Annotated in this window: 22 protein-coding genes; 4 read left to right on the forward strand and 18 right to left on the reverse strand. The window is 35.9% G+C overall.

The window, feature by feature from the left end:
• Positions 1-295: 295 nt before the first annotated feature.
• The gene (locus QZ136_RS04870) at positions 296-1,840 is read right to left on the reverse strand and encodes a methylmalonyl-CoA mutase family protein (protein ID WP_291400952.1); all 1,545 of its coding nucleotides are present in this window, start codon (positions 1,838-1,840) and stop codon (positions 296-298) included.
• A 4-nt stretch (positions 1,841-1,844) separates the two neighbouring features.
• Positions 1,845-2,378, reverse strand: coding sequence for a hypothetical protein (locus QZ136_RS04875; RefSeq protein ID WP_291400954.1), 534 nt, complete (start codon positions 2,376-2,378; stop codon positions 1,845-1,847).
• Between the two features lie 94 nt (positions 2,379-2,472).
• Here QZ136_RS04875 and QZ136_RS04880 point away from each other — a divergent pair, with 94 nt between their 5' ends.
• A complete protein-coding gene (locus tag QZ136_RS04880) occupies positions 2,473-2,826 on the forward strand; it encodes an iron-sulfur cluster assembly accessory protein (RefSeq protein ID WP_291400956.1) in 354 nt (117 codons plus the stop codon).
• 78 nt (positions 2,827-2,904) lie between these two features.
• On the forward strand, positions 2,905-4,137 hold the full coding sequence (locus QZ136_RS04885) for an ABC transporter permease (RefSeq protein ID WP_291400958.1): 1,233 nt from the start codon (positions 2,905-2,907) through the stop codon (positions 4,135-4,137).
• Positions 4,138-4,164: 27 nt separating this feature from the next.
• On the opposite strand, the gene rfbB is transcribed toward QZ136_RS04885, so the two are convergent.
• From rfbB to QZ136_RS04905, 4 genes are read right to left on the reverse strand one after another with little or no spacing between them, the layout of a single operon-like run.
• Positions 4,165-5,217 (reverse strand): dTDP-glucose 4,6-dehydratase, encoded by a 1,053-nt coding sequence (gene rfbB / locus QZ136_RS04890; protein ID WP_291400960.1) that lies wholly within the window; start codon positions 5,215-5,217, stop codon positions 4,165-4,167.
• A gap of 51 nt (positions 5,218-5,268) precedes the next feature.
• Positions 5,269-6,294 carry a UDP-glucose 4-epimerase GalE gene (gene galE, locus QZ136_RS04895; RefSeq protein WP_291400962.1) on the reverse strand — a complete coding sequence of 342 codons (1,026 nt, stop codon included), beginning with the start codon at positions 6,292-6,294 and terminating at the stop codon, positions 5,269-5,271.
• Complete coding sequence (locus tag QZ136_RS04900) at positions 6,294-7,277, reverse strand: UDP-glucuronic acid decarboxylase family protein (RefSeq protein ID WP_291401060.1); 984 nt, start codon at positions 7,275-7,277, stop codon at positions 6,294-6,296. The genes galE and QZ136_RS04900 overlap by 1 nt, the downstream gene beginning before the upstream one ends.
• The gene (locus QZ136_RS04905; protein ID WP_291400965.1) at positions 7,277-8,590 is read right to left on the reverse strand and encodes a UDP-glucose/GDP-mannose dehydrogenase family protein; all 1,314 of its coding nucleotides are present in this window, start codon (positions 8,588-8,590) and stop codon (positions 7,277-7,279) included. The genes QZ136_RS04900 and QZ136_RS04905 overlap by 1 nt, the downstream gene beginning before the upstream one ends.
• Before the next feature lie 183 nt (positions 8,591-8,773).
• On the opposite strand from QZ136_RS04905, the gene QZ136_RS04910 reads away from it, so the two are divergent.
• Positions 8,774-10,021 carry a glycosyltransferase N-terminal domain-containing protein gene (locus QZ136_RS04910; RefSeq protein ID WP_291400967.1) on the forward strand — a complete coding sequence of 416 codons (1,248 nt, stop codon included), beginning with the start codon at positions 8,774-8,776 and terminating at the stop codon, positions 10,019-10,021.
• On the opposite strand, the gene hemH is transcribed toward QZ136_RS04910, so the two are convergent.
• The 12 genes from hemH to QZ136_RS04970 all read right to left on the reverse strand — a co-directional run bounded on the left by hemH (position 10,018) and on the right by QZ136_RS04970 (position 22,279).
• Positions 10,018-11,040: a ferrochelatase gene (hemH, locus tag QZ136_RS04915; protein WP_291400969.1), complete on the reverse strand. Its 1,023-nt coding sequence runs from the start codon at positions 11,038-11,040 to the stop codon at positions 10,018-10,020. The two genes, QZ136_RS04910 and hemH, sit on opposite strands and share 4 nt — an antisense overlap.
• A 79-nt stretch (positions 11,041-11,119) precedes the next feature.
• A complete protein-coding gene (locus QZ136_RS04920) occupies positions 11,120-11,806 on the reverse strand; it encodes a fatty acid desaturase (protein ID WP_291400972.1) in 687 nt (228 codons plus the stop codon).
• A 10-nt stretch (positions 11,807-11,816) separates the two neighbouring features.
• Positions 11,817-12,665: a 4-hydroxy-3-methylbut-2-enyl diphosphate reductase gene (locus tag QZ136_RS04925; RefSeq protein WP_291400974.1), complete on the reverse strand. Its 849-nt coding sequence runs from the start codon at positions 12,663-12,665 to the stop codon at positions 11,817-11,819.
• A 61-nt stretch (positions 12,666-12,726) separates the two neighbouring features.
• Positions 12,727-13,365: a carotenoid biosynthesis protein gene (locus tag QZ136_RS04930; RefSeq protein ID WP_291400975.1), complete on the reverse strand. Its 639-nt coding sequence runs from the start codon at positions 13,363-13,365 to the stop codon at positions 12,727-12,729.
• Positions 13,362-14,453, reverse strand: a complete 1,092-nt coding sequence (locus QZ136_RS04935) for a glycosyltransferase family 2 protein (protein WP_291400977.1) — start codon at positions 14,451-14,453, stop codon at positions 13,362-13,364. The genes QZ136_RS04930 and QZ136_RS04935 overlap by 4 nt, the downstream gene beginning before the upstream one ends.
• A gap of 2 nt (positions 14,454-14,455) precedes the next feature.
• On the reverse strand, positions 14,456-15,079 hold the full coding sequence (locus tag QZ136_RS04940) for a lysophospholipid acyltransferase family protein (RefSeq protein WP_291400979.1): 624 nt from the start codon (positions 15,077-15,079) through the stop codon (positions 14,456-14,458).
• 43 nt (positions 15,080-15,122) lie between these two features.
• On the reverse strand, positions 15,123-16,583 hold the full coding sequence (gene crtD / locus QZ136_RS04945) for a 1-hydroxycarotenoid 3,4-desaturase CrtD (protein WP_291400981.1): 1,461 nt from the start codon (positions 16,581-16,583) through the stop codon (positions 15,123-15,125).
• An 82-nt stretch (positions 16,584-16,665) separates the two neighbouring features.
• Entirely contained in the window at positions 16,666-18,078 is a 1,413-nt protein-coding gene (gene dacB, locus QZ136_RS04950; protein WP_291400983.1) for a D-alanyl-D-alanine carboxypeptidase/D-alanyl-D-alanine-endopeptidase, read from the reverse strand.
• Between the two features lie 155 nt (positions 18,079-18,233).
• Positions 18,234-18,791 (reverse strand): Atu1372/SO_1960 family protein, encoded by a 558-nt coding sequence (locus tag QZ136_RS04955; RefSeq protein WP_291400985.1) that lies wholly within the window; start codon positions 18,789-18,791, stop codon positions 18,234-18,236.
• A gap of 18 nt (positions 18,792-18,809) precedes the next feature.
• Positions 18,810-19,769, reverse strand: coding sequence for a D-2-hydroxyacid dehydrogenase (locus QZ136_RS04960; RefSeq protein ID WP_291400987.1), 960 nt, complete (start codon positions 19,767-19,769; stop codon positions 18,810-18,812).
• A gap of 5 nt (positions 19,770-19,774) precedes the next feature.
• The gene (locus tag QZ136_RS04965; protein ID WP_291400989.1) at positions 19,775-21,085 is read right to left on the reverse strand and encodes an amidohydrolase/deacetylase family metallohydrolase; all 1,311 of its coding nucleotides are present in this window, start codon (positions 21,083-21,085) and stop codon (positions 19,775-19,777) included.
• A 204-nt stretch (positions 21,086-21,289) separates the two neighbouring features.
• The gene (locus QZ136_RS04970; protein ID WP_291400991.1) at positions 21,290-22,279 is read right to left on the reverse strand and encodes an aspartate-semialdehyde dehydrogenase; all 990 of its coding nucleotides are present in this window, start codon (positions 22,277-22,279) and stop codon (positions 21,290-21,292) included.
• Positions 22,280-22,494: 215 nt separating this feature from the next.
• On the opposite strand from QZ136_RS04970, the gene QZ136_RS04975 reads away from it, so the two are divergent.
• On the forward strand, positions 22,495-26,724 hold the full coding sequence (locus tag QZ136_RS04975; RefSeq protein WP_291400993.1) for a lamin tail domain-containing protein: 4,230 nt from the start codon (positions 22,495-22,497) through the stop codon (positions 26,722-26,724).
• Positions 26,725-26,773: the final 49 nt, after the last annotated feature.

The following is a 26,773-nucleotide window of genomic DNA, read 5'->3' on the forward strand; positions in this document are numbered from 1 at the left end:
ACGAAATAAATGCAAATATTTTCGATAGTTTTAGTTAAAATTTAGGCAATTTTAAGTATATATTTGGATCATTTTAATTATTTATAAACATTTTTATTCCAATGATTGGGTCAATACTGCATCTTACTTTGAAATAAAAAACAAATTGAAAAAATTTTATCCACATAAAATCCCAAAAAGACTATAGATTTTCATCTTCATTTTATTCTTTATGAAGATGAAAAAGCTGAAATATGAATAACAAGTCATTCAATTAGGAAAGATAAGCTTTAGTAAGATTCAGCATCAGGCCGATTTAATACTCACCAAATTCCTTTCTAAAAGTATCAGCAATTTCGCCTAATGTTGCGTAGGATTCTACTGCAGCTATAATAAAAGGCATAGTATTTAAGCCATTCTTTACTGCATTTTTAAGATCATCAAGGGCTTTTTCAACTTCAAGGCCATTTCTTTCTGCTTTAAGCTTTATAATCTGGTCGATTTGTACTTTTCGGATTGAATCGTCAACGCGGAACACCTCCGGTTTTAATCCTTCTGCATCCACATATTTATTTACACCGACTAAAACAGCATCTCCACTTTCAATATCCTTTTGGTATTGATAAGCTGAATTAGCGATTTCATTTTGAATATAACCTTCCTCAATGGCAGCCACAGAACCACCTTTAGCATCAATTATCTCTATGTATTTCCATGCGGCTTTTTCAATTTCATCTGTTAGAGACTCCACGAAATAAGATCCTGCCAATGGATCAACGGTATCGGCTACGCCACTTTCAAAGGCAATAATCTGCTGAGTTCGTAAAGCAACCTTAGCTGCTGCCTCTGTGGGCAATGAAAGAGCTTCATCAAAGCCATTGGTATGCAAAGATTGAGTGCCACCCAAAACCGCTGCCATAGCCTGATTAGTAACCCTTATCACATTATTAAGTGGCTGTTGAGCAGTTAATGTAGATCCGCCTGTTTGGGTATGAAAGCGCAATTTTTGAGCTCCAAGATCTGTAGCTCCCAAGTTTTTTGTGATTTGCGCCCACATTCTTCTAGCAGCACGAAATTTGGCAATCTCTTCAAAAAAGTTGTTATGACAATTAAAAAAGAAAGAAAGTCGCTTAGCAAATACATTTATATCAAGTCCCTTTTGGATAGCCGCTTCAAGATAGGCCTTTCCATTTGCTAGGGTAAAAGCTAGTTCCTGCACAGCAGTAGAACCTGCCTCTCGAATATGGTAACCAGAAATAGAAATGGTATTCCATTTTGGCAGCTCCTTACTACAATATTCGAAAACATCCGTAATAAGTCGCATAGAAGCCTTAGGAGGATAAATATAGGTCCCGCGAGCAGCATACTCCTTTAAAATATCATTTTGAATGGTTCCAGAGATCTGCTTTAAGTCTGCGCCCTGTTTTTTCGCCAGACAAATATACATAGCCAATAAAATAGGTGCAGTGGCATTAATTGTCATAGAACTTGATACTTTTTGAAGGTCAATACCATCAAAAAGCACCTCCATATCCCTTAGTGAGTCGATAGCTACCCCAACTTTACCAACTTCACCATCCGACATTTCATGATCTGAATCATAGCCAATTTGTGTAGGAAGATCAAACGCAACGGAGAGTCCTGTTGTACCTTGAGAAAGTAAATAATGGTAACGTTTATTGGATTCAAAAGCAGTAGAAAAACCAGCGTATTGCCTCATTGTCCACATTTTACCACGATACATATCTTTCTGAATTCCGCGGGTAAAGGGAAATTCGCCTGGTAGCTCTAAACTTTTAAGTTCATTATAAACTTCTTTTATCTCAATTCCTGAGCTCGTTTTGATTTTCTTCTCACTCATAGCATTAAAATAAATTTTGGATATCTCTCTTTATTAAACTAAGAGCAAGATCATAAGGGTTTTCACTTTCTAGATTTGCCAAATGCGTCAAGACTGATTTACTAAGATCCATTGCGCTAGCTTCGGCAGGTAAAGAATTTAAGGCACTAGAAACGATGCCGATGGTTTCATCCTTAATTCTTTTCACTACCGTCCAGCTCACATCACTTACATAAATTTGTTGGGATATATTATGCTGATACTCCGCGCGAATTTCTGCAAGCACTAGTTGATGCAATTGAATGGCAGTCATACCGGGACTTTGTAATCGGATAAATAAGTTAGAAGGATTTATCCTTTCGATAAATAAAACTGAACGCTCATATGCCTGAAGCCTTAAAGGAAGCGTATGTTGAATACTTGCCTTTCTTAATTCTACCCTTTGAAAATTCAAATTCTGTACCAACATAGGTTTTATAAAATACCATGCCGCAAAAAATATCATAATACCAGAAATAGTGTACTTAACTATCTCCGCCAAAAAAGTCACTTCATTCATAATTCTTCAATTGTTAACAATTAGTCAAATTGATCTTACACAAAACAAAAGTGAGCAATTTCGTGTATATTTGTAATAAGATTTAAAAAGAAATATGAGTACAGAAATTGCAAATCTAACAGCGCCTGTTTCTTTAACAGATGGAGCTAAGAAAGAAATTATAAAACTTATTCAGCAGCAAGAGTTAGGTCAGGATTATGGACTACGCCTTGGTGTTGAGGGAGGTGGTTGTGCAGGAATGAATTATGTTTTAGGTTTCGATCAGAAGAAGGAAGGCGATCAAGAGTACAAAATTGATGGAATAACCGTATTTATGCATAAAGCACATGGTTTGTATTTAGCAGGAATGGAGGTTGATTTCCAGGATGGATTAAATGCACGTGGATTTACATTTTCTAATCCGAATGCAAGCAGCACCTGTGGCTGTGGAACATCCTTCTCAGTTTAAAAATATATTTTGTAACATTTCATTAAGTCCTGCTGTCAAACCAGCAGGACTTTTTATATTTATACCATGGCGGGAACAATGAGTTATTCTGAGAATGTTAAGGTTGCTATGCAATCTGTAAAGAGCAATAAGCTCCGAACATTTTTAACGGCAATTATTATAGCTATTGGTTTAACTGCACTAGTAGGTATATTAACATCTATAGATGCTATTGAAGGATCTCTTAATAATACCTTCTCAAGCATGGGAGCTAATTCATTTACAATCCGAAATCGGGGTATTGGAATTCGTATTGGAGGCAGCGGACAAAGACCAAAGCGCTATAAACCAATTGATTATAGACAAGCAACTGCATTTAAAAGCAATTTCGACTTTCCAGCAACTATTTCTGTAAATGTATTTGCATCATTTGGCGGGACAGCAAAATATGGGAATGAAAAAACGAATCCTAATATTTCTGTACTTGGCGCGGATGAGAACTATTTAATGTCGGCGGGATATAAAATAGCCTCTGGTCGTAATTTTTCACAGTCTGAATTAGAATACGGAACTAGTGTTGTAATTATTGGGGATGAAATTAGGACCCGTTTATTCCCAAACATTGACCCAATTAATAAAATGATTAGTCTTGGGAATAATAAATTCAGAATCATAGGGGTTTTAGAGGCTAAAGGCTCAAGTGTAGGCTTTGGAGGAGATAAAATAAGCATCATACCATTACTTCGCGCTAAGCAAGTGATGACCATCAGCAATCCATCTTATACAATTTCGGTGATGAGTGATGACCCTACACAAATGGAATATGCCATTGGAGAGGCAACTGCCCTATTCAGAAATCTTAGAAATTTAAAAATTGCAGATGAGGATAATTTTGAGATCACAAAAAGTGATGCTATTGCTCAAACATTGGTCGAAAATCTAAAATTTGTACGTATAGGTGGTATTGTAATTGGCGCCATAACCTTAATTGGGGCTGCAATTGCTTTGATGAATATTATGATTGTATCGGTAACTGAGCGTACAAGAGAAATTGGTATCCGTAAGGCAATTGGCGCTACGCCCTTGGTAATTCGCCGTCAATTTCTAATTGAAGCAATTGTAATTTGCCTAATGGGAGGCATCACTGGTGTATTTTTGGGTATTTTAATTGGGAATCTTCTCTCCATGGTTATGGGAGGATCATTTATTATGCCATGGGGCTGGACAATTTTGGGATTAAGCCTATGTATTGGAGTAGGATTAATTTCGGGACTTTACCCAGCGGTAAAAGCTTCCAAATTAGATCCAGTAGAATCGCTACGATATGAATAATTTTAAAAGATAGATTGAAATCTCAATCTATCTTTTACCATATTGGTCATTATAATACGTTTGATAATTGCCTGAGGTAACACTTTGCAACCATTCCTCATTGCTTAAAAACCATTCTACAGTCTTTTCAAGTCCTTCTTCAAACTGCAAACTAGGCTTCCATCCTAAATCTTTCTGAAGCTTAGACGAATCAATTGCATAGCGCAAATCATGCCCAGCACGGTCAGTTACGTATGTAATGAGCTTAGCGGATGTTCCTGGCTCACGATCCAATTTTTGGTCCATGATTTCACAAAGCAAACGAATCAAATCTATATTTGTCCACTCATTATGCCCCCCAACGTTATAAGTACTTCCAGAGGCAGCTTGATGATAAATCACATCAATAGCACGTGCATGATCTTCTACCCATAACCAATCGCGAATATTTTCACCCTTACCATAGATTGGGATGGGCAAATTATTTTTGATATTATTTATCGACAAGGGTATTAATTTCTCTGGGAAATGAAAAGAGCCATAATTATTCGAGCAATTTGAGATCACCGCATCAATACCATAAGTATCGTGGTAAGATCTTACAAAATGATCAGAGCTTGCTTTAGATGCCGAATAAGGGCTATGTGGATCATAGGCAGTTTCTTCGGTAAACAAACCAGTTTCACCCAGACTACCATAAACTTCATCCGTAGAAACGTGATAAAAACGATGATTACTATAATCGCCTTTCCATTGATGACGAGCTGCATTTAATAAGTTAACAGTCCCCACAACATTAGTCATAACAAATTCTGTAGGATTACTAATTGACCTATCAACATGTGATTCGGCGGCAAGGTGAATTACAGAGTCGATTTGTTCTTCAGCAAATAATTTATCAATGAAGGCCGCATCAACAATATCCCCCTTAATGAATTTATAATTGGGTTTATCTTCTATATCCTTAAGGTTTAAAAGATTACCCGCATACGTTAATTTATCAAGATTGATAATTTGATATTGAGGATAGTTGTTTACAAAGCGTCTAACCACGTGAGAACCAATAAAACCAGCTCCACCGGTAATTAAAATTTTCTTCATTTTTAAGATATAATATAATGCTAGGATTCTAAGATCCTCAATTTTTTAATTTTAAAGCGGATTTTGTTTAATATACTTCTCCCATTCCCATGCAGAGCTCATCATTTCAAGTAAGCCAAGTTCAGCTTTCCAAGAAAGACCACGCTCAGCTTTTGTAACGTCACCATAAATTTGAATAATATCGCCTGGTCTTCTTGGCCCGATAGAGTACTTCAATTTCTCACCCGTAGCCTTTTCAAAAGCATGAATAACTTCTAAGACAGAATTCCCGCGACCGGTACCGATATTAAAGATATCAAATGAATCTGGATTTGACTCTAGCTTTTTAATGGCAGCAACATGTGCTTTGGCGAGATCCACAACATGAATATAATCGCGGATACAAGTACCATCATTGGTATCATAATCATCTCCAAACACAATAATATCTCCTCTTTTACCGATAGCTGCCTGCGTAATAAAAGGAACAAGATTTTGTGGAACACCAATAGGAAGCTCGCCAATTAAGGCAGAAGCATGTGCGCCTACTGGGTTAAAGTATCTCAAGGCTATCACCTTTAAGTTCTCATTTACTCGAGCTGCCTCACTTAAAATCTCTTCGGCAATTTGCTTGGTATTCCCATACGTAGATTCGGCTTTTTTTACCGGTGCAAGCTCATTTACAGGTAAGCTATCAGGCTCCCCATAAACGGTACAACTAGAAGAAAAAACCATATTCATCTTCTTTTTGGAGGAAGCTAAAAGCAGGTTTACAAGAGAATAAATATTGTTTTTATAGTATTTTAAAGGCTCTTTTTCAGATTCGCCAACACTTTTAAATGCAGCAAAATGAATAATTCCTTCAATATCTGGATGAGCGTTCAAAAACTCAGTCGTTAAATTCTCATCACATAAATCAAAATTGAAGAACTCGGGTTTTTTGCCGGTAATTTTAAAAATTTGATCGATTATTTGGGGACTAGAGTTTGAAAGATTATCAACAATTACTGGCTCATATCCAGCGTTAATCAGTTCAACTACGGTATGTGATCCGATGTATCCGGTACCGCCAGTAACTAAAATCTTGCTTGCAGGCATTATTTATTATTATAGTAAGTAAAATCTTTATGTTTAATCTCCTTCTCAGGCAGTGATTTAAAATATTCGTAAGTAATTTTCAAACCTTCTTCGCGACCAACTTTAGGTTCCCAACCCAGAATTTCTCTAGCTTTGGTGATATCAGGTCTTCTTTGCTTAGGATCGTCGGTTGGCAATGGATTGAATACCATTTTTTGTTTAGTACCAGTCAATTTAATAATTTCTTCACCAAATTGCTTGATGGTAATTTCATCTGGGTTACCAATATTTACTGGTAAAGCATAATCTGATAAAAGTAGTCGGTAAATGCCTTCAACTAAATCGTCAACATAGCAAAATGAACGTGTTTGAGAACCATCTCCAAAAACGGTAAGATCCTCACCTCTAAGCGCTTGACCAATAAATGCAGGCAATACACGACCGTCATTTAGGCGCATTCGCGGACCATAAGTATTAAATATTCGGACGATACGTGTTTCCAAACCATGAAAAGTATGGTAGGCCATTGTCATGGCTTCTTGAAATCGTTTTGCTTCATCATATACCCCTCTTGGTCCAACAGGATTTACATTTCCCCAATACTCTTCAGGTTGAGGATTTACTGTTGGATCACCATAAACTTCTGATGTTGAAGCAATTAACAATCGTGATTTTTTTGATCGTGCCAAGCCTAGCAAATTGTGAATACCTAAAGAACCAACTTTTAAGGTTTGAATAGGAATTTTAAGATAATCAATTGGGCTTGCTGGCGACGCGAAGTGAAGGATATAATCTAAGTCACCTGCTACGTAAACAAATTTGGAGACGTCATGATTATAGAATTCAAAATTTTCAAGCGGGAATAAGTGCTCGATATTGCGAAGATCGCCTGTTATGAGGTTATCCATACCAATCACATGATAACCTTCTTTGATAAAGCGGTCGGATAAATGTGAGCCTAGAAAACCTGCTGCACCTGTAATTAAAATACGTTTTCTGGGGATCATATGCTTATGGTTTTTCTGCCAATACTGTTGTAATAATATCCAAGGTCTATCATTTTTTGCAAATCGTATAAATTACGACCATCAAAAATAACCTTACTTTTTAGCATTGAGCTTACTTTTTCAAAATCAGGAGTTCTAAATACCGACCATTCAGTTACAATAACTAAAGCATCTGCATCCTTTAAAATATCATATTGATTATCGCCAAACTGAATTTTATCGCCAACAATTTTTTTCACATTATTCATAGCTTCAGGATCAAAAGCACTGATAATAGCACCATCCTTAAGCAATTCTTCAATAATATAAAGTGCTGGAGCTTCACGGATATCATCTGTTTCCGGCTTAAATGCAAGTCCCCAGATAGCAATTTTCTTGCCCTTTAAATCCCCGTTATAATACTTACGCATTTTTTCAACGAGTTTTTTCCTTTGAACATCATTCACATCCATCACAGATTCAAGAATCTTAAAGTCGTAATTATTCTCTCTTGCTGAATGCGCCAAAGCTTGAACATCTTTAGGGAAGCAGCTACCACCATAGCCAACACCTGGGAATAAAAAGCGTTTACCAATTCGGTCATCCGAACCGATACCTTTTCTTACGGCATCTACATCGGCACCAACTATTTCACATAAGTTGGCAATTTCATTCATGAAGGTAATTTTTGTCGCAAGGAAAGAGTTGGCGGCATATTTTGTAAGTTCAGAAGAACGAGCATCCATGAAAATAATTGGATTCCCTTGTCTCACATAGGGACCGTATAACTCGGCCATTAATTTTTGAGCCCTCACACTTTCAGTCCCAACCACTACCCTATCAGGCTTCATAAAGTCCTCAACAGCAACCCCTTCACGTAAAAATTCAGGATTTGAAACCACATCAACTTCTATAGAAGTATGTTCTTTAAAAACCTTAATAACTTTATCAGCGGTACCAACAGGAACTGTTGATTTAGTTACGATAACCTTATAATCTGTAATAATTTTAGCAATGTCTTTAGCCGCCCCTAGCACAAAGCTAAGATCAGCTGCACCATCTCCATCAGGGGGAGTAGGTAGTGCGAGGTAGATAATTTCGGCATCAGAAATAGCATCAGCAAGCTTGGTAGTAAACATTAACCTACCCTGCTCAATATTTCTGTGGAACAATAAATCAAGTCCCGGTTCATAGATAGGCAGTTTAAATGCCTGCATCATTTTAACCTTTTCTTTATTTATGTCGACACAGGTTACTGTGTTTCCCGTTTCTGCTAGGCAAGTTCCTGTAACTAAACCAACATAACCCGTACCTACAACCGCTATTTTCATAAGCCTTTCGTGTTTTAAACAATAATTTTAGCCAGACATTTGGCCTACATTGTCGATTATTTTTATTTTTTAATGAGTTTTCCAGCGAGTTTAGACCTAAACTGCCGTTTTCTCAATATTAGAGAAATACGAAAATAAAAAATTAAATACTAACTTCGATAAAGAAAATAATTTAATTCGAAGATGCTTTTTTTATATGATGCTGGAATACGCCTTTATACACTCTTAATCGCAGTTTTTTCACTAAGGAACAAAAAAGCACAATTTTGGATACAGGGGAGAAAAGGGCTTTTTGAGCACATCGAAAAGAGCCTTGATAAAAATAAAAAATATGCTTGGTTTCACTTTGCATCCTTAGGGGAATTTGAACAAGGTCGTCCAGTACTAGAAAAATTAAAAGCAGATCATCCAAGCACTCCAATTGTAATTACTTTTTTTTCACCTTCAGGATATGAGGTCAGGAAAAATTACCCCCTTGCTGATCATGTTTTCTATTTACCTATAGATACCAAGCAAAATGCTGAAAAATTAGTCCGATTACTAAACCCTCAGATTGCTGTTTTCACTAAGTATGAGTACTGGTATCATTATTTTGAGGCTCTAAACACAAATAAAACACCACTTTTCATCATTTCAGGGATTTTCAGAAAGGAACAAGCTTTTTTCAAATGGTATGGAGGATTGCACCGAAAAATGTTGGGATTGGTTTCCCATTTCTTTGTTCAAAATGAAGAAAGCAAACATTTACTAGCTGAAATTGGAGTTAAAAACGTAAGTGTTAGTGGCGATACACGTTTTGATCGAGTAGATTTTAATGCCAAAAACCCTCTTAAAATCATTCAAATAGAAGAATTTTGTAAAAACAATAATTCATTTATTGCTGGAAGCACTTGGCTTGAAGATGAACAGTTGATCGAAGCACTAATCGAATTAATGCCAGACTGGAAATTTATTATTGCTCCACACGAGGTAAATGAAAGTCGAATTAAGAGCATTGAAAAACTATTCCCAAATTCAATTAGATTTTCAAAAATACAAGAGGGAGGAGTCTCACCTCAAACTTTAGCAGCTACCCAAGTCCTGATTATTGATAGCATGGGAATACTTTCATCCATTTATAAATATGGCGAAATTGCCTATATCGGGGGTGGTTTTGGCGTAGGTATTCATAATACCCTTGAGGCTGCAGCTTTTGGATTACCGGTAATTTTCGGACCTAACTATTCCAGATTTATGGAAGCGGTAGAATTAGTTGAAAAAGAAGCTGGCTTTTCAGTAAAAGACACCGAGCAATTAAAAATGGTTATCGATTTACTTCTTGATCAAGAAAATAGAATAAAAAGTGGAGCATCTGCCTTAGAATACGTTCAAAGCCAGACCGGTGCTACTCAAAAGTTCTTGGATTTTATCTACAGTAAAGGTATTTTTTAATTATTTGCCTTTACTAAGCCCTCCAAGGCATCAATCCACTTTGGGTTATCATTTAAGCTTTCAACCAATTGGATATGCTCTCCGCCCATCTCTTCAAATTCTTCGGCATATTCAACCGCAATTTCATGAACAGTCTCTAAGCAATCAGCTACAAAAGCGGGGCAGAATACAAGAATTCTTTTATCGCCCAATTTTGCACGTTCTTCAAGTACTACACTAGTGTAAGGTTGTGCCCAAGGGTCTTTCCCTAAACGGGATTGAAAACAAACTGTATATTTCTCTTTGGGTAAATCAAGCTTTTGAGCGATTAAGCGGGCCGTATCAAAACACTGTGCCGAATAACAGAACTTATTATTTTCAGTCATAACTGAGCAGCAATTTTCAACCTTTTGACAATGCTGCTTGGAATGATCAGCTTTTCGTAGCTGCCTTTTCGGAAGTCCGTGGAAACTAAATAAAATATGATCGTAAGTCTCAGGTTTATGTTTTTTGCCACTATCAGCAAATGCCTCAATCATGATTTCATTATCATGGAAAGAGTTAATGAATGAAATATTAGGGATAGTTTGCCACTTACTAACAAGCTCCATAACTTTTTCAATTACCGAACCAGTGGTAGCAGAAGCATAATGTGGAAACAGAGGAATAACTTTAATGCTATTCACCTGCGCATCTTTTAATTTATTTAGGGCGCTTTCAATAGATGGATTTTGATAACGCATGGCAAGCTCAACATGATAATCGTCGCCTAAGCGTTGCTCCAACATATCTTTTTGAATGATACTATAATGCATCAAGGGAGAACCTGTAGTATCCGACCAAATCTCTTTGTATAATTTGGCAGATTTCGGTCCGCGGAACGGAACAATAATTCCCTTAACCAGTAAAGCTCTTGCTGCAACAGGGAAGTCGATTACACGACCATCCATCAAAAACTCATCAAGATAGGTTCTAACATCACTTGTTGAGGGACTATCAGGAGTACCTAAATTTACTAATAAAACACCTTGCTTACCCATATATAAAATCTGAAATGCAAAGATACTCTAAGGAACGATTAATAAAAATACTTCGCTCCATTTGACTTTATAACAACAATTAGTCGGCTAAATTCTTAGCTTCCCACAGCCTCCACCAAGGAGTTCCGGGCGAGTCATGATGCTCGTAATGATATCCAAAAAAATAGCAAGTTAGAAAGGCGAGAACATGATTCTTGCGCTGTGATCCTGATTGGTGTTTATTATTGTGCTCTCCATGATGGGGAAGCCAGGTTCCGAAATAAAATAATTGAAGTGTACTTAATAGCGAGGGTAGCACCCAAAAAAAGAATAAATTCGATTCTGGGATCCAAATTTTAAGGATATTGAAAATAATAGCCATTAAAACTACTTGCCACCAAGAAAGATATTGTTTTATAAAACTTAAATACCAAACAAAGAAATTACCTTCAGAATAATCGGGATCTTTTTCTGTATGAACATAACGATGATGTTCATGATGCTTGGTGTTTAATACTTTATAAGGAAAGCAAGCATACAGTGCAGTACAAATTTGTCCAATAGCATTATTTAGTCTCCGGTTGGCTGAAACAGTACCGTGCATAGCATCATGGGCGGTTATAAAAAGTCCTGTGTACAAATGCATTTGGACTAATATAAAAAGATAAAGAAGGGGATTGTCGAATTTAAACTCCCAATTCATTAAGGAAATGATAGAGAAAGTCCAACATGCAATTACAATAAATGCAATTAAAGCACCCTTATTCGACTTTTCTGAGCTCATCATTAGGTTAATACTAATATTCTAGGATTGTGGCTTTTACCTTTTCCATCAACCACATTGGGGTTGAGGTGGCGCCACAAATACCTACTTTTTCTTGAGGATTAAACATCTCTAAACTTAATTCTTCTTCACTACTTATAAAGTAAGTATTCGGATTGGTTTGCTTACAAACCTCAAAAAGAACCTTGCCATTAGACGATTTTTTGCCAGACACGAAGATTATTGTATCATAATGAACCACAAATTTTCTTAAATCATCATACCTATTTGATACTTGCCTACAAATGGTATCATTTGCTTTTACTTCGTAGCCACGGCTAATCAGTTCATCCTTAATTTGATAAAATTTATCGGTACTCTTTGTTGTTTGACTGTACAAAGTAAATTTTTGAGGAAGCTCAACATTATCGAGCTCGGCAATATCCTGAAAAACAAGAGCTTCATTATTTGTTTGACCTTGCAAACCAATTACTTCAGCATGACCGTGCTTTCCAAAGATTAATACCTTTTCCTTACTATCGTAAGTGTTTTTAATTCTATTTTGCAATTTTAACACTACCGGGCAGGACGCATCAATAAGTGTAATATTATTTTCAAGCGCCGTACGATACGTTTCTGGTGCCTCACCATGAGCACGAATTAAAACTTTTTCATTTTTAATGTTAGGAAGGTCTTCATGAGAAATTATTTTAAGACCCATTAATTTCAAGCGACTAACCTCTTCATCATTATGAACAATATCTCCAAGGCAGTATAAATAGCCATCTTCAGCCAAAATTTCTTCAGCCATATCGATAGCATAAACTACCCCAAAACAAAAGCCAGAATCATTATCAATTGTTACTTCAAGATTATACTTCATTGCTTTTTCAAATTTGATTTTAGGTATCTGCATTAAAAATACAAAAATACGAAATAGTTTATCAGAAAGCCCACATATTAAGTCCCAGAAAAAACCCTATTTGCGCAAATAATAAAACGATGGCAGCTTTATTGTCTTTGTTGAAATCTAGTCCCTTGAAGACAAAAAACAATAAAAAAGAAAAAATATACCATCCTAAATAATTTTGCAAGGGGATTTCGCCGCCTGACCATGACCAATAATTGAAGCGAATGGCGACTGGCTCAATTAAGAAATCAATTCCTAACAGGATCAAAGCACCAATTAAAGGAAAAATGAGGGAGTTTTTAATTTTGAGATATTCTAGCAGCACCCCTGTACAATAGACTAAAATTAGCCAATTTACCCCTATGAGTAATGGTGTAGAGAACACCTTTAAGCCTAGCGCCTCACCATAGGAATAATTCCCAAAGATAAGTCCGGTATTAACCCCGATTACCTCTATAAAAAAGCCTGCCAAATAAATAATTACAGCAAAAATCTTGATGTTATTTGAAAAATCCTTTGTGCTATAAATCAGTAATCCTAGCATTAGTAGTAGATGATAAGGCACGAGCGCGATAAAAAGTACCTCTAGCTCTGAGTTTAAAAAACCATACAAGCCCACTAAATGAAATAGTACCATTAAGATACTACACAATTGAATCCTATTTAATTTCATTTTCTTATTGCTCTACCTTTCCAAATAACCGTTTTAGTAAAGTGTTTTTTAACAGAGATAACCGAAATAAATACCATGCAAAGCAATTGTAAGGGATGCAAAAGCACATTTTGCAAAACATTCTGCCTAGCTGACAATGATATCATTACCCTGCTCAAAACAATCAAAGATAAGGCAAAGAGAACTAATTCAGTGCTCAAAAAGAAGAAGCTGGCTATCGGACTTATTACCACCAGAAGGAGATAGAAAAAGAGTCCGAAGACATTATTATTAAACCCGGCAAAAAAGTTTTTACTAAAGCCATTTACTGATTCATCGAAGCTTTTGTACATACGACAATAAACATATCCATTTGCGAGTAGAGCTTCTCCAGTATAGGAAGAGCTTTTAACAAGCTTCATGATTTCCACGTCTTCAACAACTTGATGCTTTACCTGTTCATGCCACTGATTTATGCGATAATTTGCCGCATCAAACATCATAAATTGTCCGCTAGCAGCCGAAAAAGATGGATTACTGGAAAGTTTAACTAATCTGAGTGGCAATAAATTCAGTAAAACATAATGCATCAATGGCACAACCAAGCGTTCGCCCCATGTTTTCATGATTTGATCAGTAAAAAGACTAAGTAGAGCTAAATTACCCGCCTTCATTCGGTGGATGGCGTTATTAATCAAACCGTCCATAACAGTTTCATCCGCATCCAAAAAAATTAAATACCTACCCTTAGCTGCTTGCGCCAGTTGATAGCAGGCGAAATTCTTGCCTAACCAATCTTCAGGGAGTGGCTTGCCTGCGATAACCTTAAAGCGCTTATTCTGATCACTAAAATCCTGGCAAAGCTGAAAAGTTTGATCTGTAGAATTATCATCTAAGACTATTACCTCATAATTTGGGTAATTCTGAGCACTTATTGAATTCAATAAATTAAGAATATCGTCTTGCTCATTCCTTGCCGGAATCAATATTGATACTAAATCATCATACTTCTTAGCTGACTTAGTTAACTTCGGATTGGAAATAAAATTGAAGAGTGTAACGGCAAAGCGCAGGACTAAAAAAAAGAAAATTAGGTATATCAGTATCATTCTTATACGGCAGTCGCGGTTTGCTTTTGCCGCGCAATTTCATAATGTTTGTTAAAGGCACTTTTTATTAATTGCAAACTTGTAAACTCTGCGCCCTCCCAAGTTTGAAGATAACAGTTAATTGTTGGCTTTCGATTTTCAAAATAATCGATAAAGCTTGCCGCAAACACATACTGGAATGTCTTGGAGGAGCTATTTATCAGATTCATCAAGCCCTTCTCGAAATTCACTTCATCTACATGCCCTGAGTGGAGCTTCCCTTGCGGGAATATTAGAACTAAGTTATTTGGATCATCTAATAATTTACCAGCATACTCCAGGGTTTCAATTATGCTTCTCGATCTCTTTTTAACAGAAAAGCTTCCTAAATATTTTAGAAACCAAACATTATGATAATTTTCTTCGCTAATCATCACATGAAATTTTTTCTTGAAATAAAGACGATTAATTTGAAAGAGAACAAAGCCATCCCACCAGGAAAAATGATTTGCCAATAAAAGAATTGATCTATTTCGGTCTAAATCAATTTTATTGAAAAGTAAATCATGAAAATCGGATTTGATAATTCTATTGATGTACCAAGAGAAAAATTTAAAAACAATCCAATTTTGGCGTGGCTCAAGCATAGCTTAAAGATATCATTTTTTAACGTTTTGAAAATACATAGGCCTATTTAAGCAATCCATCTACAATTTTTGCCGATAAAAGAGCGAGAGGAATACCTCCCCCTGGATGTACACTTCCTCCAACAAAATATAAACCCTCAATTTTTGAACTAAAGTTGGCATGCCTTAAAAAAGCCGAAAACTGACTATTAGAGCTACTTCCATACAATGAACCTTGATATGAAAATGTTTTAGAATCAATAGATCTCGGATCCAATATTTCTTCACAGTTAATATATTTACTTATATCTAAACCTAAATTCCTGGAAAGTTTTTCAATGATATTTTTACGTGCATCACTTATTAATTCATCCCAATTTTGGCCGGTATTGGATGGCACATTAATCATAGTAAACCAATTTTCTGAACCATTGGGTGCATCATCAGTTTTACTTTTAGAGCTAATATTCACATAAATTGTAGGATCATGGTAAATAGATTTATCATCCCAGATCTGCTTAAATTCTTCCTGATAATTTTCGGTAAAAAAGATATTATGCATTTCCAATTCTGGGAAAGCACGATTGATTCCCCAGTAGAAAATTAGGGCAGAACTACTACGCTCCTGCTTTTGTATGCGTTCTGGCACAGCAAAGTCTTTTAAAAGATTTTGATAGGTGTACCAAACATCCATGTTTGATACTACTAAATCTGCCGCATGGTTAATACCATTAAGCTTAATCCCCTTTGCGCGACCATTCTCAATTACAATCTCCTCTACATAGGAATTAAAATTGAATTTAACACCTAAATCGCGAGCCAGCTTCTCTAGCGAACTAGAAATTGCATACATCCCACCAACAGGAAAATAAGCTCCAAAATGTTGTTCAAAATGTGGGATTACATTTAATGTTGCAGGAGCTTTATAGGGATTAGAGCCATTATAGGTGGCATATCGGTTGAAAAAACGTATAGTTTTATAATCCTTAAAATAGCTCTCAATTGCCTTATTCATAGATCGAAAAGCATCTATTTGAGGAAATCTCAAGAAGGATTTGAAAGTCTGCCAACTAAAATAGCTACTCCATTTATGTAGCGATCTTTGTAAGAAAACAGAATTGGTAATATCGTAGATATCGCTGCTTTTCTCTAAAAATTTAAGAATAGATTTAGCGCTATCCTCAGTCTTTGCGGCTATTTCCTCGGCAAATTTATCGCGATCAGCAAATGCGCTAATCCTTGTCCCATCTTCATAAAAATAATTGCAAACAATGTCGAGCTTCTCATATTGGAAATAATCAGCAGGATTTTTACCCGCCAAAGTAAAAAGCTCATCTACATAGTGGGGCATGGTAAACAAACTGGGGCCCATATCAAAGCGGAAATCATTCAATTTCATTTCTGAAAGTTTCCCTCCAGCAATGGGTCCAGCTTCGAAAACCTCTACTTGATAACCTTTTAAGGCTAAGCGAATTGAGCTAGCAATACCGGCAATTCCTGCACCAATAATAATGGCTTTTGACATGCTACGAAATTACATTATTTCATACTCTGAAAAATACTTTGAGTAAAAAATGACTAGATTATTTCAATAAACAGATGTATAATTATTTCAAGGTATTTAAAACCGTAAACATTTTCTGTCGGACAGAAGAACTACTCCCACTATAATTATTGATAATGAATGAAAAAACCAAAGGAGTACCATCTGCACTTGTTTGATATCCGGTATAAGCAATTACATCACTAATGCTACCACTCTTCATTTTCATGTTATTATATAGCGGCAAACTCTCATAAAAGCCTGGAAACCAGCTTTCTTTCTTTACACTTTGTAAAATTTTTGCCATCGCAAGGGTGGTAACTCGATTTGAAGGTGATAAACCGCTACCATCATAAATATTCAATGCATCGCCATCAATACCCGCTTTATCGAGCCAGAATTTCTTTAGAATTTTGACTCCTGAAGATGTAGAAATTTCTTTGACTTCCTTTTGCGCAATTGTTTTTAATAAATGCTCCCCAAAAAGATTGATGCTTTTTTGATTGAACCAATAAACAATTTTATCGAGGTTAGGCGAAGTATGAATATCAATAATCTTGGCCATAGGTTCAAAACTCTGATTATTCAAAGATTTCTGACGAGCAGTAGAGGCACCTTGATCTACTTTTATTCCCGAGTCATTTAATTTATTTAATAGATTATTTGCCAAATCAAATGCAGGGTCAGGCACCGAAGCTGCGATTTCTTTTTTGAGATCAATACCATAAGTCCCTCTCACGTAAATTACAGAAGAATATGGCGCAGAATAAGCATAAACATTGTCACCTGAGCCTGCGGGACCAGTTTTTACTTCATTCACAATTTTGAGATAGTCCATATTGGGACGAGTTTCCAATAGCTCGGCCACCTCACCAACACGAGAACTTGGCTTAAAAATAAGTCCGAATTGGTTTTCACGCCAGGTGAGTGAAGATGGACCGGCACCATAATAATTCCCCATATCTTGCCAAGTCCAGCCTCCAGGCATTGTTTGTGTCCCAAATAAACGATCATCTGAGATGATAGATCCGGTAATATTTTTTATCCCTAAACGATTAATAGCATCAGCCCATTTTTTTAAGATAAGATTAGACTTTGCAAGCTCATACCTATCACTCCCTAGACTTGGATCACCTGCTCCAGTAATAATTAAATCGCCATTTAATGTGCCGTTCGAAGAAATTGTTCCATTATAGCCCAAGGTAGTTTCCCAAGTAAAATCTTTCCCTAATAAATGATATGCAGTAGCAGCAGTAATTGTTTTCAATGTTGAAGCACTAGCCAAACCAACATTTTCATTTTTTGAAAAAACAAGCTCTCCAGTCTCCGCATTCAAAACGCTTAAAGAACTCATACCATATTTCATCTGCGAATCTTCTTCAAATCGATTATAAGCACTTTGAATCTTCTGCTTTAATGTTTGCGATGAAAGCGATGAAAATGAAACTGTTAAGATGAATGCGATAATATACCTCATATGCTAAATGTATTATTTCCTATTTTTATTATATTTATTAACTTTAACGATATTATATTAATTATATATTTAATATTATTAATATAATATACCAAAAAAAATGCTGATTTGCAATAAAAGCAAATCAGCATTCTAAATTATGCAATTATTAAGGATTAGTCCTCTACCTCAACAATCATTTCAATTTCGATTGCGATATTTCCTGGCAGGGCCGACATACCTACTGCTGAGCGAGCATGTTTACCTTTTTCGCCAAAAACACCAACCATCATATCAGAAAAAGCATTCATCACTTTCGGATGATCTTTAAATTCTGGAGTACACTGCACCATACCCAATACTTTTACTACTCTTTTTACTTTGCTTAAATCTCCAATTTCCTTCTTAAGGCTTGATAACAAAGCTATTCCGGTTAAACGAGCAGCCTCTTGCCCTTGTTCAAGAGTAAGATCTGCACCTACACGTCCTTGATAAACACCACCTCCTGGTTTATCTGGACCATGACCAGATGTAAAGACTAAATTTCCAACACGAACAGTTTTAACAAAATTAGCGGTCGGGACAGATGGCTCAACCAATTGAATATTTAATTGCTTCAATCGAGCCTCAATTTCTGCAGATGCTTGACTAGAAACAGGTTTAGCTTGATAGGTTTTAGGACTACAACCCCATAATGCGAGTGAAGCAAGAAATAATAAAGTGTACTTTTTCATGATAATTAATTATTGATTTTATTTATTTATAATATTTATTGGATTGCCCTCAAGGTAAGCCGCTAGATTTTGTTCTACAATTGCCATCAATCGTGCCCTAGCCTCTTTAGTCGCCCAAGCAATATGAGGCGTAATTAAGCAGTTTTTAGCAGATAAAAGTGGATTATTTGATGCCGGAGGCTCTACAGAAAGCACATCCAATCCAGCACCAGCAATTAAACCTGCATTTAAGGCATCGGCTAAATCCTGTTCATTAACAATCGGTCCCCTTGAGGTATTTAGAAAGAATGCCGATTTTTTCATCAAATTTAAAGTGTTTTTATTGATTAAATTCTGAGTCTCAGGAAACAATGGGCAGTGAATGCTAACAACATCAGAAACCTTTAAAAGTTCATCCAAAGAAGTCCATTTGAAATTTTTACGATGAGATTGATCGGTTTGAGTCCTAGAATAGGCCAATACATTCATTCCTAATGCGCTGGCAACATCCGCAACTTTTTGACCAATGGAGCCAAAGCCGATAATGCCCAAAGTTTTGGATTCAAGTTCAATAAGTGGATAATTCCAATAGCAAAAATCAGCTGATGCTACCCAATCACCATTAAAAACAGAATCGCTATGCCTTTGAACATGCAAACATAATTCGAAGAGTAGAGAAAAAGTTAATTGAACCACAGAAGCTGTTCCATAGCCTGGTACATTAGCTACTTTAATGCCTAAAGTACGGGCAAAATCAACATCCACCACATTATAACCTGTTGCAAGCACCCCAATGTATTTTAGATCGGGCAACTGAGCAAGAACATCCTCTCTGAGGGGTGTTTTATTGGTAAAAACAATCTCAGCATCCTTGCAACGCTCTAAAATATCTGCTGCAGAAGTTCTTTCATGAACTTCAAGATTACCAAAATGCTTTAAACCATCCCAACTAAGGTCGCCGGGATTTAAAGTATGGCCATCTAAAACGACTAATTTCATGAATATTATTTATCTAGCGCGTCCCAGGGAGTGCCACTTATCCCATTCAAATCCCATGCAATTTTACCGGCACGAATGGTAAGTTCAGCCTCTAATTTTTTTGTTCCTTTTAACACGTTCCCACGAGAATCCATGAAGCCAAATTTACCTTCTCTAACATTAAAGACGGCAATATCAGCAACGGAACCTTCACTTAAGTGTCCTAATTCTGTATGCTGAATCACATTTGCTGGGTTCCATGTTGAGCGCAAAATTACGTCCTGAACAGACATACCCATATTCAAAAATTTAGACATCACATTAGCCATATCCTTCATTCCAGCATTTCTACTATTTCTATACAAATCAGTACTTATGGTATTGGGATAAAATCCTTGTTTAAAAGAATTTATGGCAGTGCTCCACACAAAAGCACCTCCTCCATGTCCTACATCAAATATTCTACCCTGCTTCTGAGCCTCAAAAATAAAAGGTTTTACCTTATTATTGGCATCAACAACTGATTCGCGGCCAGAAACTTGTAATTCACTAGCAGCAGAGCCAGAGAAAGTATGCGTAAAAATATCTCCAGGGCGGAAATACTTCAAGAAAAGATCTTCAATAGATAATTTAGGATTACTAGATCCAAAATCAACGATAATTGGTTTTTTGGTAATATTTCCTGCGGATATGGCACGTATCACGGGAGTATAGTCATTGCCCTGATAATGATGTGCCTTAATCCCAACAATGATATCAGGATATTGCTTCATCATAAATGCAGTTGTAACTGGGTTCATATCTGTTGTATCTTGGGCATGAATTGTGCCTAACATACCCTGCCCCGCAATACTTATGAATGCCAAAACTCGCGTTTGAGATTGGTCAATAGTTTGTTTTTTGAAGGTTGGGAAATTTCTCCAACCCGACGACCCCGCATCAACTACTGTGGTAACCCCAGAACGAAAAGTAAAGTCATCTGGCGCAACGCTACCAAAGCCATTTGCGATTCCAAAGCCTGCAAAATCCTCATCTTCAACACCTGCAAAAACATGAACATGCATATCTATGAATCCAGGTGATACATATAAACCGCTCGCATCAACGATTTTTTTGGCGGTATTAGCCGCAATATTATTGGCAACGCGAAAAATCTTTCCATCCTTTATAGCCACATCCATTTTACCATCAATTTTATTCTTTGGATCAATAACATGGCCGTTTTTTATTAAAATATCAATTTCTTGGGCCTCTGCAGCATTAAAAGTGAACAGAAATAAAGTAGAAATAAGACAGAAATAAAAGGCTTTAAGGTTTATTAATGGACTAGTTTTCATGGTTCTGTGGCGCATAATTTTAATGATTTAAAATCTAAAATATTAAAAGTTTAATTTAGGTAAATTATAGTAAGCGACCAAATGATTTCAAGTAAAATCTTAGAATAAGATGCCATTGAAGCTTGATATAGCCTCTACAATCTTCATAAAAAAAATGCCCAAGATTTTTAAAAACCTGGGCATTTAAACAAGATTTAATAAAATTTAGATGAGCTTTTGAGCCATTAAATATTCAGCAATTTGGACTGCATTTGTTGCTGCACCTTTCCTTAGATTATCTGCAACAATCCACATATTCAAAGTTTTATCCTGAGATTCATCTCTTCTAATCCTTCCAACAAAAACCTCATCCTTTTCATGCGCATCCATTGGCATTGGATATTTCAAGTTTTTAGGATCATCAACAACAATTATACCTTCCTCTTTTTCAAGGCTAGAACGCACCTCATTTAAGTCGAAGTCGTTTTCAAACTCAATATTTACAGACTCCGAATGACCGCCCATTACTGGGATACGAACGGTAGTTGCAGTAACACGAATAGAGTCATCGCTCATGATTTTTTTGGTCTCAAGAATCATTTTCATCTCCTCCTTAGTGTATCCATTGTCTTGAAATACATCAATTTGAGGAATAACGTTCAAATCGATTGGGTAAGCATAAGCCATTTCACCACTAATTCCTTTACGCTCATTCATCATCTGATCAACCGCCTTCACTCCCGTTCCAGTAACCGATTGATAGGTTGAAACAACCACACGCTTAATTTTATATTTATCATGCAATGGCTTTAAAACCACTACCATCTGTATTGTTGAGCAATTCGGATTAGCAATAATCTTATCCTTTGCGCTTAGCTCATGTGCATTCACTTCAGGAACAATTAGCTTTTTATCTGGATCCATCCGCCAAGCAGATGAATTATCAATTACTGTTGTGCCAGCTTCAGCAAAACGAGGAGCATATTCTAATGAAGTACCGCCACCAGCAGAAAATAAGGCCACATCAGGCTTCATGGCGATAGCATCGTCCATGGTCACAACAGTATATTTTTTTCCCTTGAACTCAATCTGTTTACCCGCACTCTTTGCTGAGGCTACCGGAATTAATTCACTAACTGGGAAATTGCGCTCTGCTAAAACTTTTAACATCACCGAACCTACAAGGCCGGTTGCGCCTACTACTGCGACTTTCATTTTTCTGTTTTTTAATTTAAAATAATTATATCAAACAAATATGGTGAATTGTTTGGTGAATTATGGCTTTAAAGTGTTTAAAAGGGAAATTTTTGACCAAAATCATGATTTTTAACACAATTATTACCGTTTACTAATTAATACGCTCCGTAAACTGTTTTTATTTTATCCTAAAAGCAATGAATCCTAAATTCATGATCTATTCAAATTTAACGATGAGAAAGATTCTATTTTTTGCACTTCTGTTAATTAGTCAATTTACTAAATCTCAGGTAATTGATGATTTTCGTGATGGGGATTTTTCAATAAATCCTATTTGGACTAGCTCCAATAATAATGTTGATTTTATCGTCTTAAACAATAAACTGCGATCAAATTCTAGTCAGCCTTCTCATAGTTTTTCAATCAGCACTCCAAATCAACTTGCCTTGAATACTAAATGGGATTTTTGGGTAAATCTTCAATTCAATACATCAGGTTCAAATTATGTTGATGTGTATTTAATCTCAGATAAAGCAGATTTGAAAAGCAATTTAATAAATGGATACTTTGTTCGAATTGGGCATACAAATGATGAAATATCACTTTACAAAAGGTCTGGCTTGAGTACAACAAGCGTGAAATTAATTGATGGAGTAAATGGGATAACAAACCTAAGCAACTCCTTATTGAGAGTTAGAATTAGCAGAAATAATGAGGGACTATTTACACTTGAAAGAGATTTAAACAGCACAAATAGTTCATTTTTTTTAGAAGGCAGTATGGTAGATTTAGATTTTACAATATCTTCCTTCTTCGGAATACTCGTCCAACAATCTACCGCATCATTCTTTCAAAAACATTTTTTCGATGATTTTTTAATTGAATCTATGGTTTCTGATAAAAATCCGCCAGAATTAATTAGTGCTACTGCATTAGATTCTAATATCGTAGAAATCGCTTTTAACGAAGAAATGGATAGTCTTGGGGTATTGAGCACAAAAAATTATAGCATAGAAAATTACCCGGGAACGATCGAATACATTCAAGCTGGAAATGATCCTACAAAATTTAAAGTAAAAATATTAAACTCTTTAAATACTGGGACTTACACAATAAAATTGTCGAATGTTAAGGATAAAAGTGGGAATATCATTCAGGATAAAAACACAGCAACGTTCACTTATAAAAAACCCTACAAAGCAAAATTTGGTGATATTATAATCAATGAAATATTTGCTGATCCAACACCACAAATAGATCTTCCATCAGTAGAATTTATTGAATTATTCAATAAAACCAATGAAGATATTTCATTACATAATTTGAAATTTGGAGATATTTCCTCTTCAGGAACATTAATAAACACCTCAATACCAGCATTTTCCTACTTAATTTTAAGCGCAAAATCTGACACCGCCGAATTCAAAAAATATGGAAATGTGCTGGGTATCTCACCTTGGCCATCTTTGAGCAATGCTGGCGAAGAAATTAAAATAAGAGATCAATTTAATAATGTAATCGACTCTGTTTCCTACCTAGATTCATGGCATTCTGATGCCACTAAAAAACAAGGCGGCTGGTCGCTTGAGCGTATTAGTCCGACCTCCACCTGCCAAGCCTCTTTAAATTGGGAAAGTGCTAAAGATCAATCTGGAGGAACTCCCGGCAAACAGAACTCGGTATTTATCCCAAATTATGACAAAATAGCGCTTGTAGCAGATAGTTTACATCGCCTATCAGACTCAACGCTGACCCTATTCTTCAATAAAGCATTGAATAATAATTTATCAAAAAATGATTTTATTTTAAGTCCCGCTGCAGGTGAGATAAAAGAAATTACAAGCCATAAAAATTTGAAACAGCTCAGCCTGAAGTACAGTGAAAAATTTAAGTTTGGCACAAATTATAAGCTAAAAATTGAAAATTTAAAAGATTGCGATGGGAATGTAATCAGCAATATTGAAGCCTTAGCCTTTAGTACACCTAAAGCACCACTACCTCCTCCACCACCTCCAATAAGAATCGACACCGGCCAAGTAATTATTACTGAAATCTTTGCCGATCCATCACCAGAAGTGGGACTGCCACTCGTGGAATTTATTGAAATTTTTAACCCAGGGAAAGATACTGTTGATTTGCAAGGCTGGAGCATTAATGATCCACAAACAAAGGGAACAATGAAAAAATATATGCTTCCACCAAATGAATACCTCATTCTTACACCCTCAGCAGATACGCTACACTATAAAAATTTCGGCAAAACCCTCGGTATTTTCCCTTGGCCATCACTCAAGAATAATTCGGATGAAATTATCTTAAAAAGCTTTAAAAATCGGAGGGTTGATTCTTTAAATTATTCAGACAATTGGTACAAAGATTCCAAAAAAATATCTGGAGGATGGAGCCTTGAGAAAATCAACTTGACAAATAAATCATGTGATGGATTTTATAATTGGGATGCGTCGGAGGATAGTGCAGGTGGGACTCCTGGAAGGAGAAATAGTAGAGATAATGCTAGTTTTTTGAGTGTGGGATTAAAAATCGATTCCCTGAAGATTTTTTCAGAAAATAGCATTGATTTATATTTCAATCAAATTCCAGATACTAGCTATTTAAAAGCAGCTAATTTTAGCATCAAAAACGGGACTGAAAAGGCAAAAACTATACAAATTGGGAAGAAATGGCAAGAAATTAGGCTCTTTTTCCAAGAAAAATTTAAAGAAGGCGAAAAATATATTCTTTCAGCAGATTCACTAATGTCATGTTCTGGAAATTTAATCCGGACTAAAGATGCCAGTGCTGAATTTGAAATCCCTACTATTCCTGAAATTGAATACCCCATAATTATCAATGAAATTTTTGCAGACCCTTCACCACAAATAGAATTACCAGAGGCAGAGTTTATTGAATTATTTAACCCTAGCGTGCACACAGTAACTTTAAAAGGACTGTCATTGGGCAAAAATCCGCCATTTAAAAGCGGAGAAATTGAGTCGGGAGGCTATTTAATCCTTTGTGCTGAAAAAGACAGCCTTAATTTTAAAGCTTATGGAAAAGTAATAGCAATGCCATTCTGGTCAAGTCTCAATAATCAAAAAGACAGCATTCAGCTGAAAAATAATAAGGGAAGGATTATTCAGCAAGTAAATTATTCTTCGTTATGGCATCGCGATTCTGAAAAAAGAAAAGGAGGATACTCTCTAGAACTAATTGATTATCAGTCATCTTGCCCTGATTTACAAAATTGGGTGACTAGTATTGACACTAGTGGTGGTACGCCAGGAAGGAAAAATTCCGTTTATCAACAAAATAGAAGCCAAGAACCATTAAAATTAATTGAAGTTGAAGTTTTAGATAGCATCAGTATATCTCTAAGATTCAACAGAGCTATTGACAGTCTAAAAGCTTCATATACAAATAATTATAAATTAAATAATGGTGTAGGTGAGGCAGTTTCTTCTTTAGTTCAGAGACCAAATTTCGATTGGGTTTTATTAAAATTTAGAGAAGCATTAACCCGTGGACAGACTTACCGAATTAACGTTGAGCATATTGAAGATTGCGGCAATACAATTATTTCTAGGGAATTTAATTCAGGAGAATTTCATTTAGCACCTAAAATCCAAAAGAATGATGTGTTATTAAGCGAAATTCTATTCAATCCTAAACCTGGCGGATCCGATTTTGTGGAGATTTATAATAATGCCCCATATCCCATTGACCTTAAGGAACTTAGCTTATCACAAATTACAAAAGATAGCATCAATTCAATCCGAGAAATAAGCAAAAAACAATTTTTATTAGAACCTGGGAGTTATTTAGCCTTGAGTATAGATCCTGAGAATATTAAGAAAGAATATCAGGTTAAAAATGAAAAAAACATTCATAAAATGGCATCAATGCCCGTTTTTAATGATGATGAAGGAGCGGCAGTACTTCTGAGTGATGGAAAAACCATCGACCAGCTGCACTATACAGAAAAAATGCACTTCCCATTATTGAAAAATATTGAGGGCATATCTCTTGAGCGCAGTAATTTAAAAAGTCCGGCAAATGAAAATGGAAATTTAAGATCTGCCACAATGGCTTCTGGAGGTGCAACACCCGGCTATCAAAATTCTCACTATTCGGAGGAGCAAAACATAAAAAATGATTTTGCTATTCTTTCAAAAACATTTTCGCCAGATAATGATGGCTTTGAAGATTTATTAGAGATAAAATATCAAGCATCAGCCGGAGAAATTGCTAGCATAAGCATTTTTAATGATCAAGGAGCATTAGTAAGAAAACTTCTTAAAAATTATACATTAAATACGGAGGGAACCTTAATTTGGGATGGTTTAAATGATCATAGCCAAATGTCGCCGGTTGGGATTTACCTCCTTCATGCCGAAATTTTTAATTTATCGGGTCAAATAAAGCGATTTAGAAAAAGCTTTGCATTGGTATCAAAGTTTAAATAAAAATAATCTCAATTAAATTGGCTACATAAATTTTTTACCTTTGAGCAAA

Origin of the sequence: Daejeonella sp., assembly GCF_017495225.1 — a bacterium.
In the GTDB taxonomy this organism is placed as follows: domain Bacteria; phylum Bacteroidota; class Bacteroidia; order Sphingobacteriales; family Sphingobacteriaceae; genus Daejeonella.

Excerpts from the sequence above, each read along its gene's own strand:
- QZ136_RS04910 (WP_291400967.1), top strand. The coding sequence starts at position 8,774 with ATGCTTTTTTTATATGATGCTGGAATACGCCTTTATACACTCTTAATC.
- QZ136_RS04870 (WP_291400952.1), bottom strand. The coding sequence starts at position 1,840 with ATGAGTGAGAAGAAAATCAAAACGAGCTCAGGAATTGAGATAAAAGAA.
- QZ136_RS04940 (WP_291400979.1), bottom strand. The coding sequence starts at position 15,079 with ATGCTTGAGCCACGCCAAAATTGGATTGTTTTTAAATTTTTCTCTTGG.
- QZ136_RS04975 (WP_291400993.1), top strand. The coding sequence starts at position 22,495 with ATGAGAAAGATTCTATTTTTTGCACTTCTGTTAATTAGTCAATTTACT.
- galE (WP_291400962.1), bottom strand. The coding sequence starts at position 6,294 with ATGCCTGCAAGCAAGATTTTAGTTACTGGCGGTACCGGATACATCGGA.
- crtD (WP_291400981.1), bottom strand. The coding sequence starts at position 16,583 with ATGTCAAAAGCCATTATTATTGGTGCAGGAATTGCCGGTATTGCTAGC.
- QZ136_RS04920 (WP_291400972.1), bottom strand. The coding sequence starts at position 11,806 with ATGATGAGCTCAGAAAAGTCGAATAAGGGTGCTTTAATTGCATTTATT.
- dacB (WP_291400983.1), bottom strand. The coding sequence starts at position 18,078 with ATGAGGTATATTATCGCATTCATCTTAACAGTTTCATTTTCATCGCTT.
- QZ136_RS04930 (WP_291400975.1), bottom strand. The coding sequence starts at position 13,365 with ATGAAATTAAATAGGATTCAATTGTGTAGTATCTTAATGGTACTATTT.
- QZ136_RS04935 (WP_291400977.1), bottom strand. The coding sequence starts at position 14,453 with ATGATACTGATATACCTAATTTTCTTTTTTTTAGTCCTGCGCTTTGCC.
- QZ136_RS04970 (WP_291400991.1), bottom strand. The coding sequence starts at position 22,279 with ATGAAAGTCGCAGTAGTAGGCGCAACCGGCCTTGTAGGTTCGGTGATG.
- QZ136_RS04880 (WP_291400956.1), top strand. The coding sequence starts at position 2,473 with ATGAGTACAGAAATTGCAAATCTAACAGCGCCTGTTTCTTTAACAGAT.
- QZ136_RS04965 (WP_291400989.1), bottom strand. The coding sequence starts at position 21,085 with ATGAAAACTAGTCCATTAATAAACCTTAAAGCCTTTTATTTCTGTCTT.
- QZ136_RS04875 (WP_291400954.1), bottom strand. The coding sequence starts at position 2,378 with ATGAATGAAGTGACTTTTTTGGCGGAGATAGTTAAGTACACTATTTCT.
- QZ136_RS04955 (WP_291400985.1), bottom strand. The coding sequence starts at position 18,791 with ATGAAAAAGTACACTTTATTATTTCTTGCTTCACTCGCATTATGGGGT.
- QZ136_RS04925 (WP_291400974.1), bottom strand. The coding sequence starts at position 12,665 with ATGAAGTATAATCTTGAAGTAACAATTGATAATGATTCTGGCTTTTGT.
- QZ136_RS04960 (WP_291400987.1), bottom strand. The coding sequence starts at position 19,769 with ATGAAATTAGTCGTTTTAGATGGCCATACTTTAAATCCCGGCGACCTT.
- QZ136_RS04905 (WP_291400965.1), bottom strand. The coding sequence starts at position 8,590 with ATGAAAATAGCGGTTGTAGGTACGGGTTATGTTGGTTTAGTTACAGGA.
- rfbB (WP_291400960.1), bottom strand. The coding sequence starts at position 5,217 with ATGAAGAAAATTTTAATTACCGGTGGAGCTGGTTTTATTGGTTCTCAC.
- hemH (WP_291400969.1), bottom strand. The coding sequence starts at position 11,040 with ATGGGTAAGCAAGGTGTTTTATTAGTAAATTTAGGTACTCCTGATAGT.
- QZ136_RS04885 (WP_291400958.1), top strand. The coding sequence starts at position 2,905 with ATGAGTTATTCTGAGAATGTTAAGGTTGCTATGCAATCTGTAAAGAGC.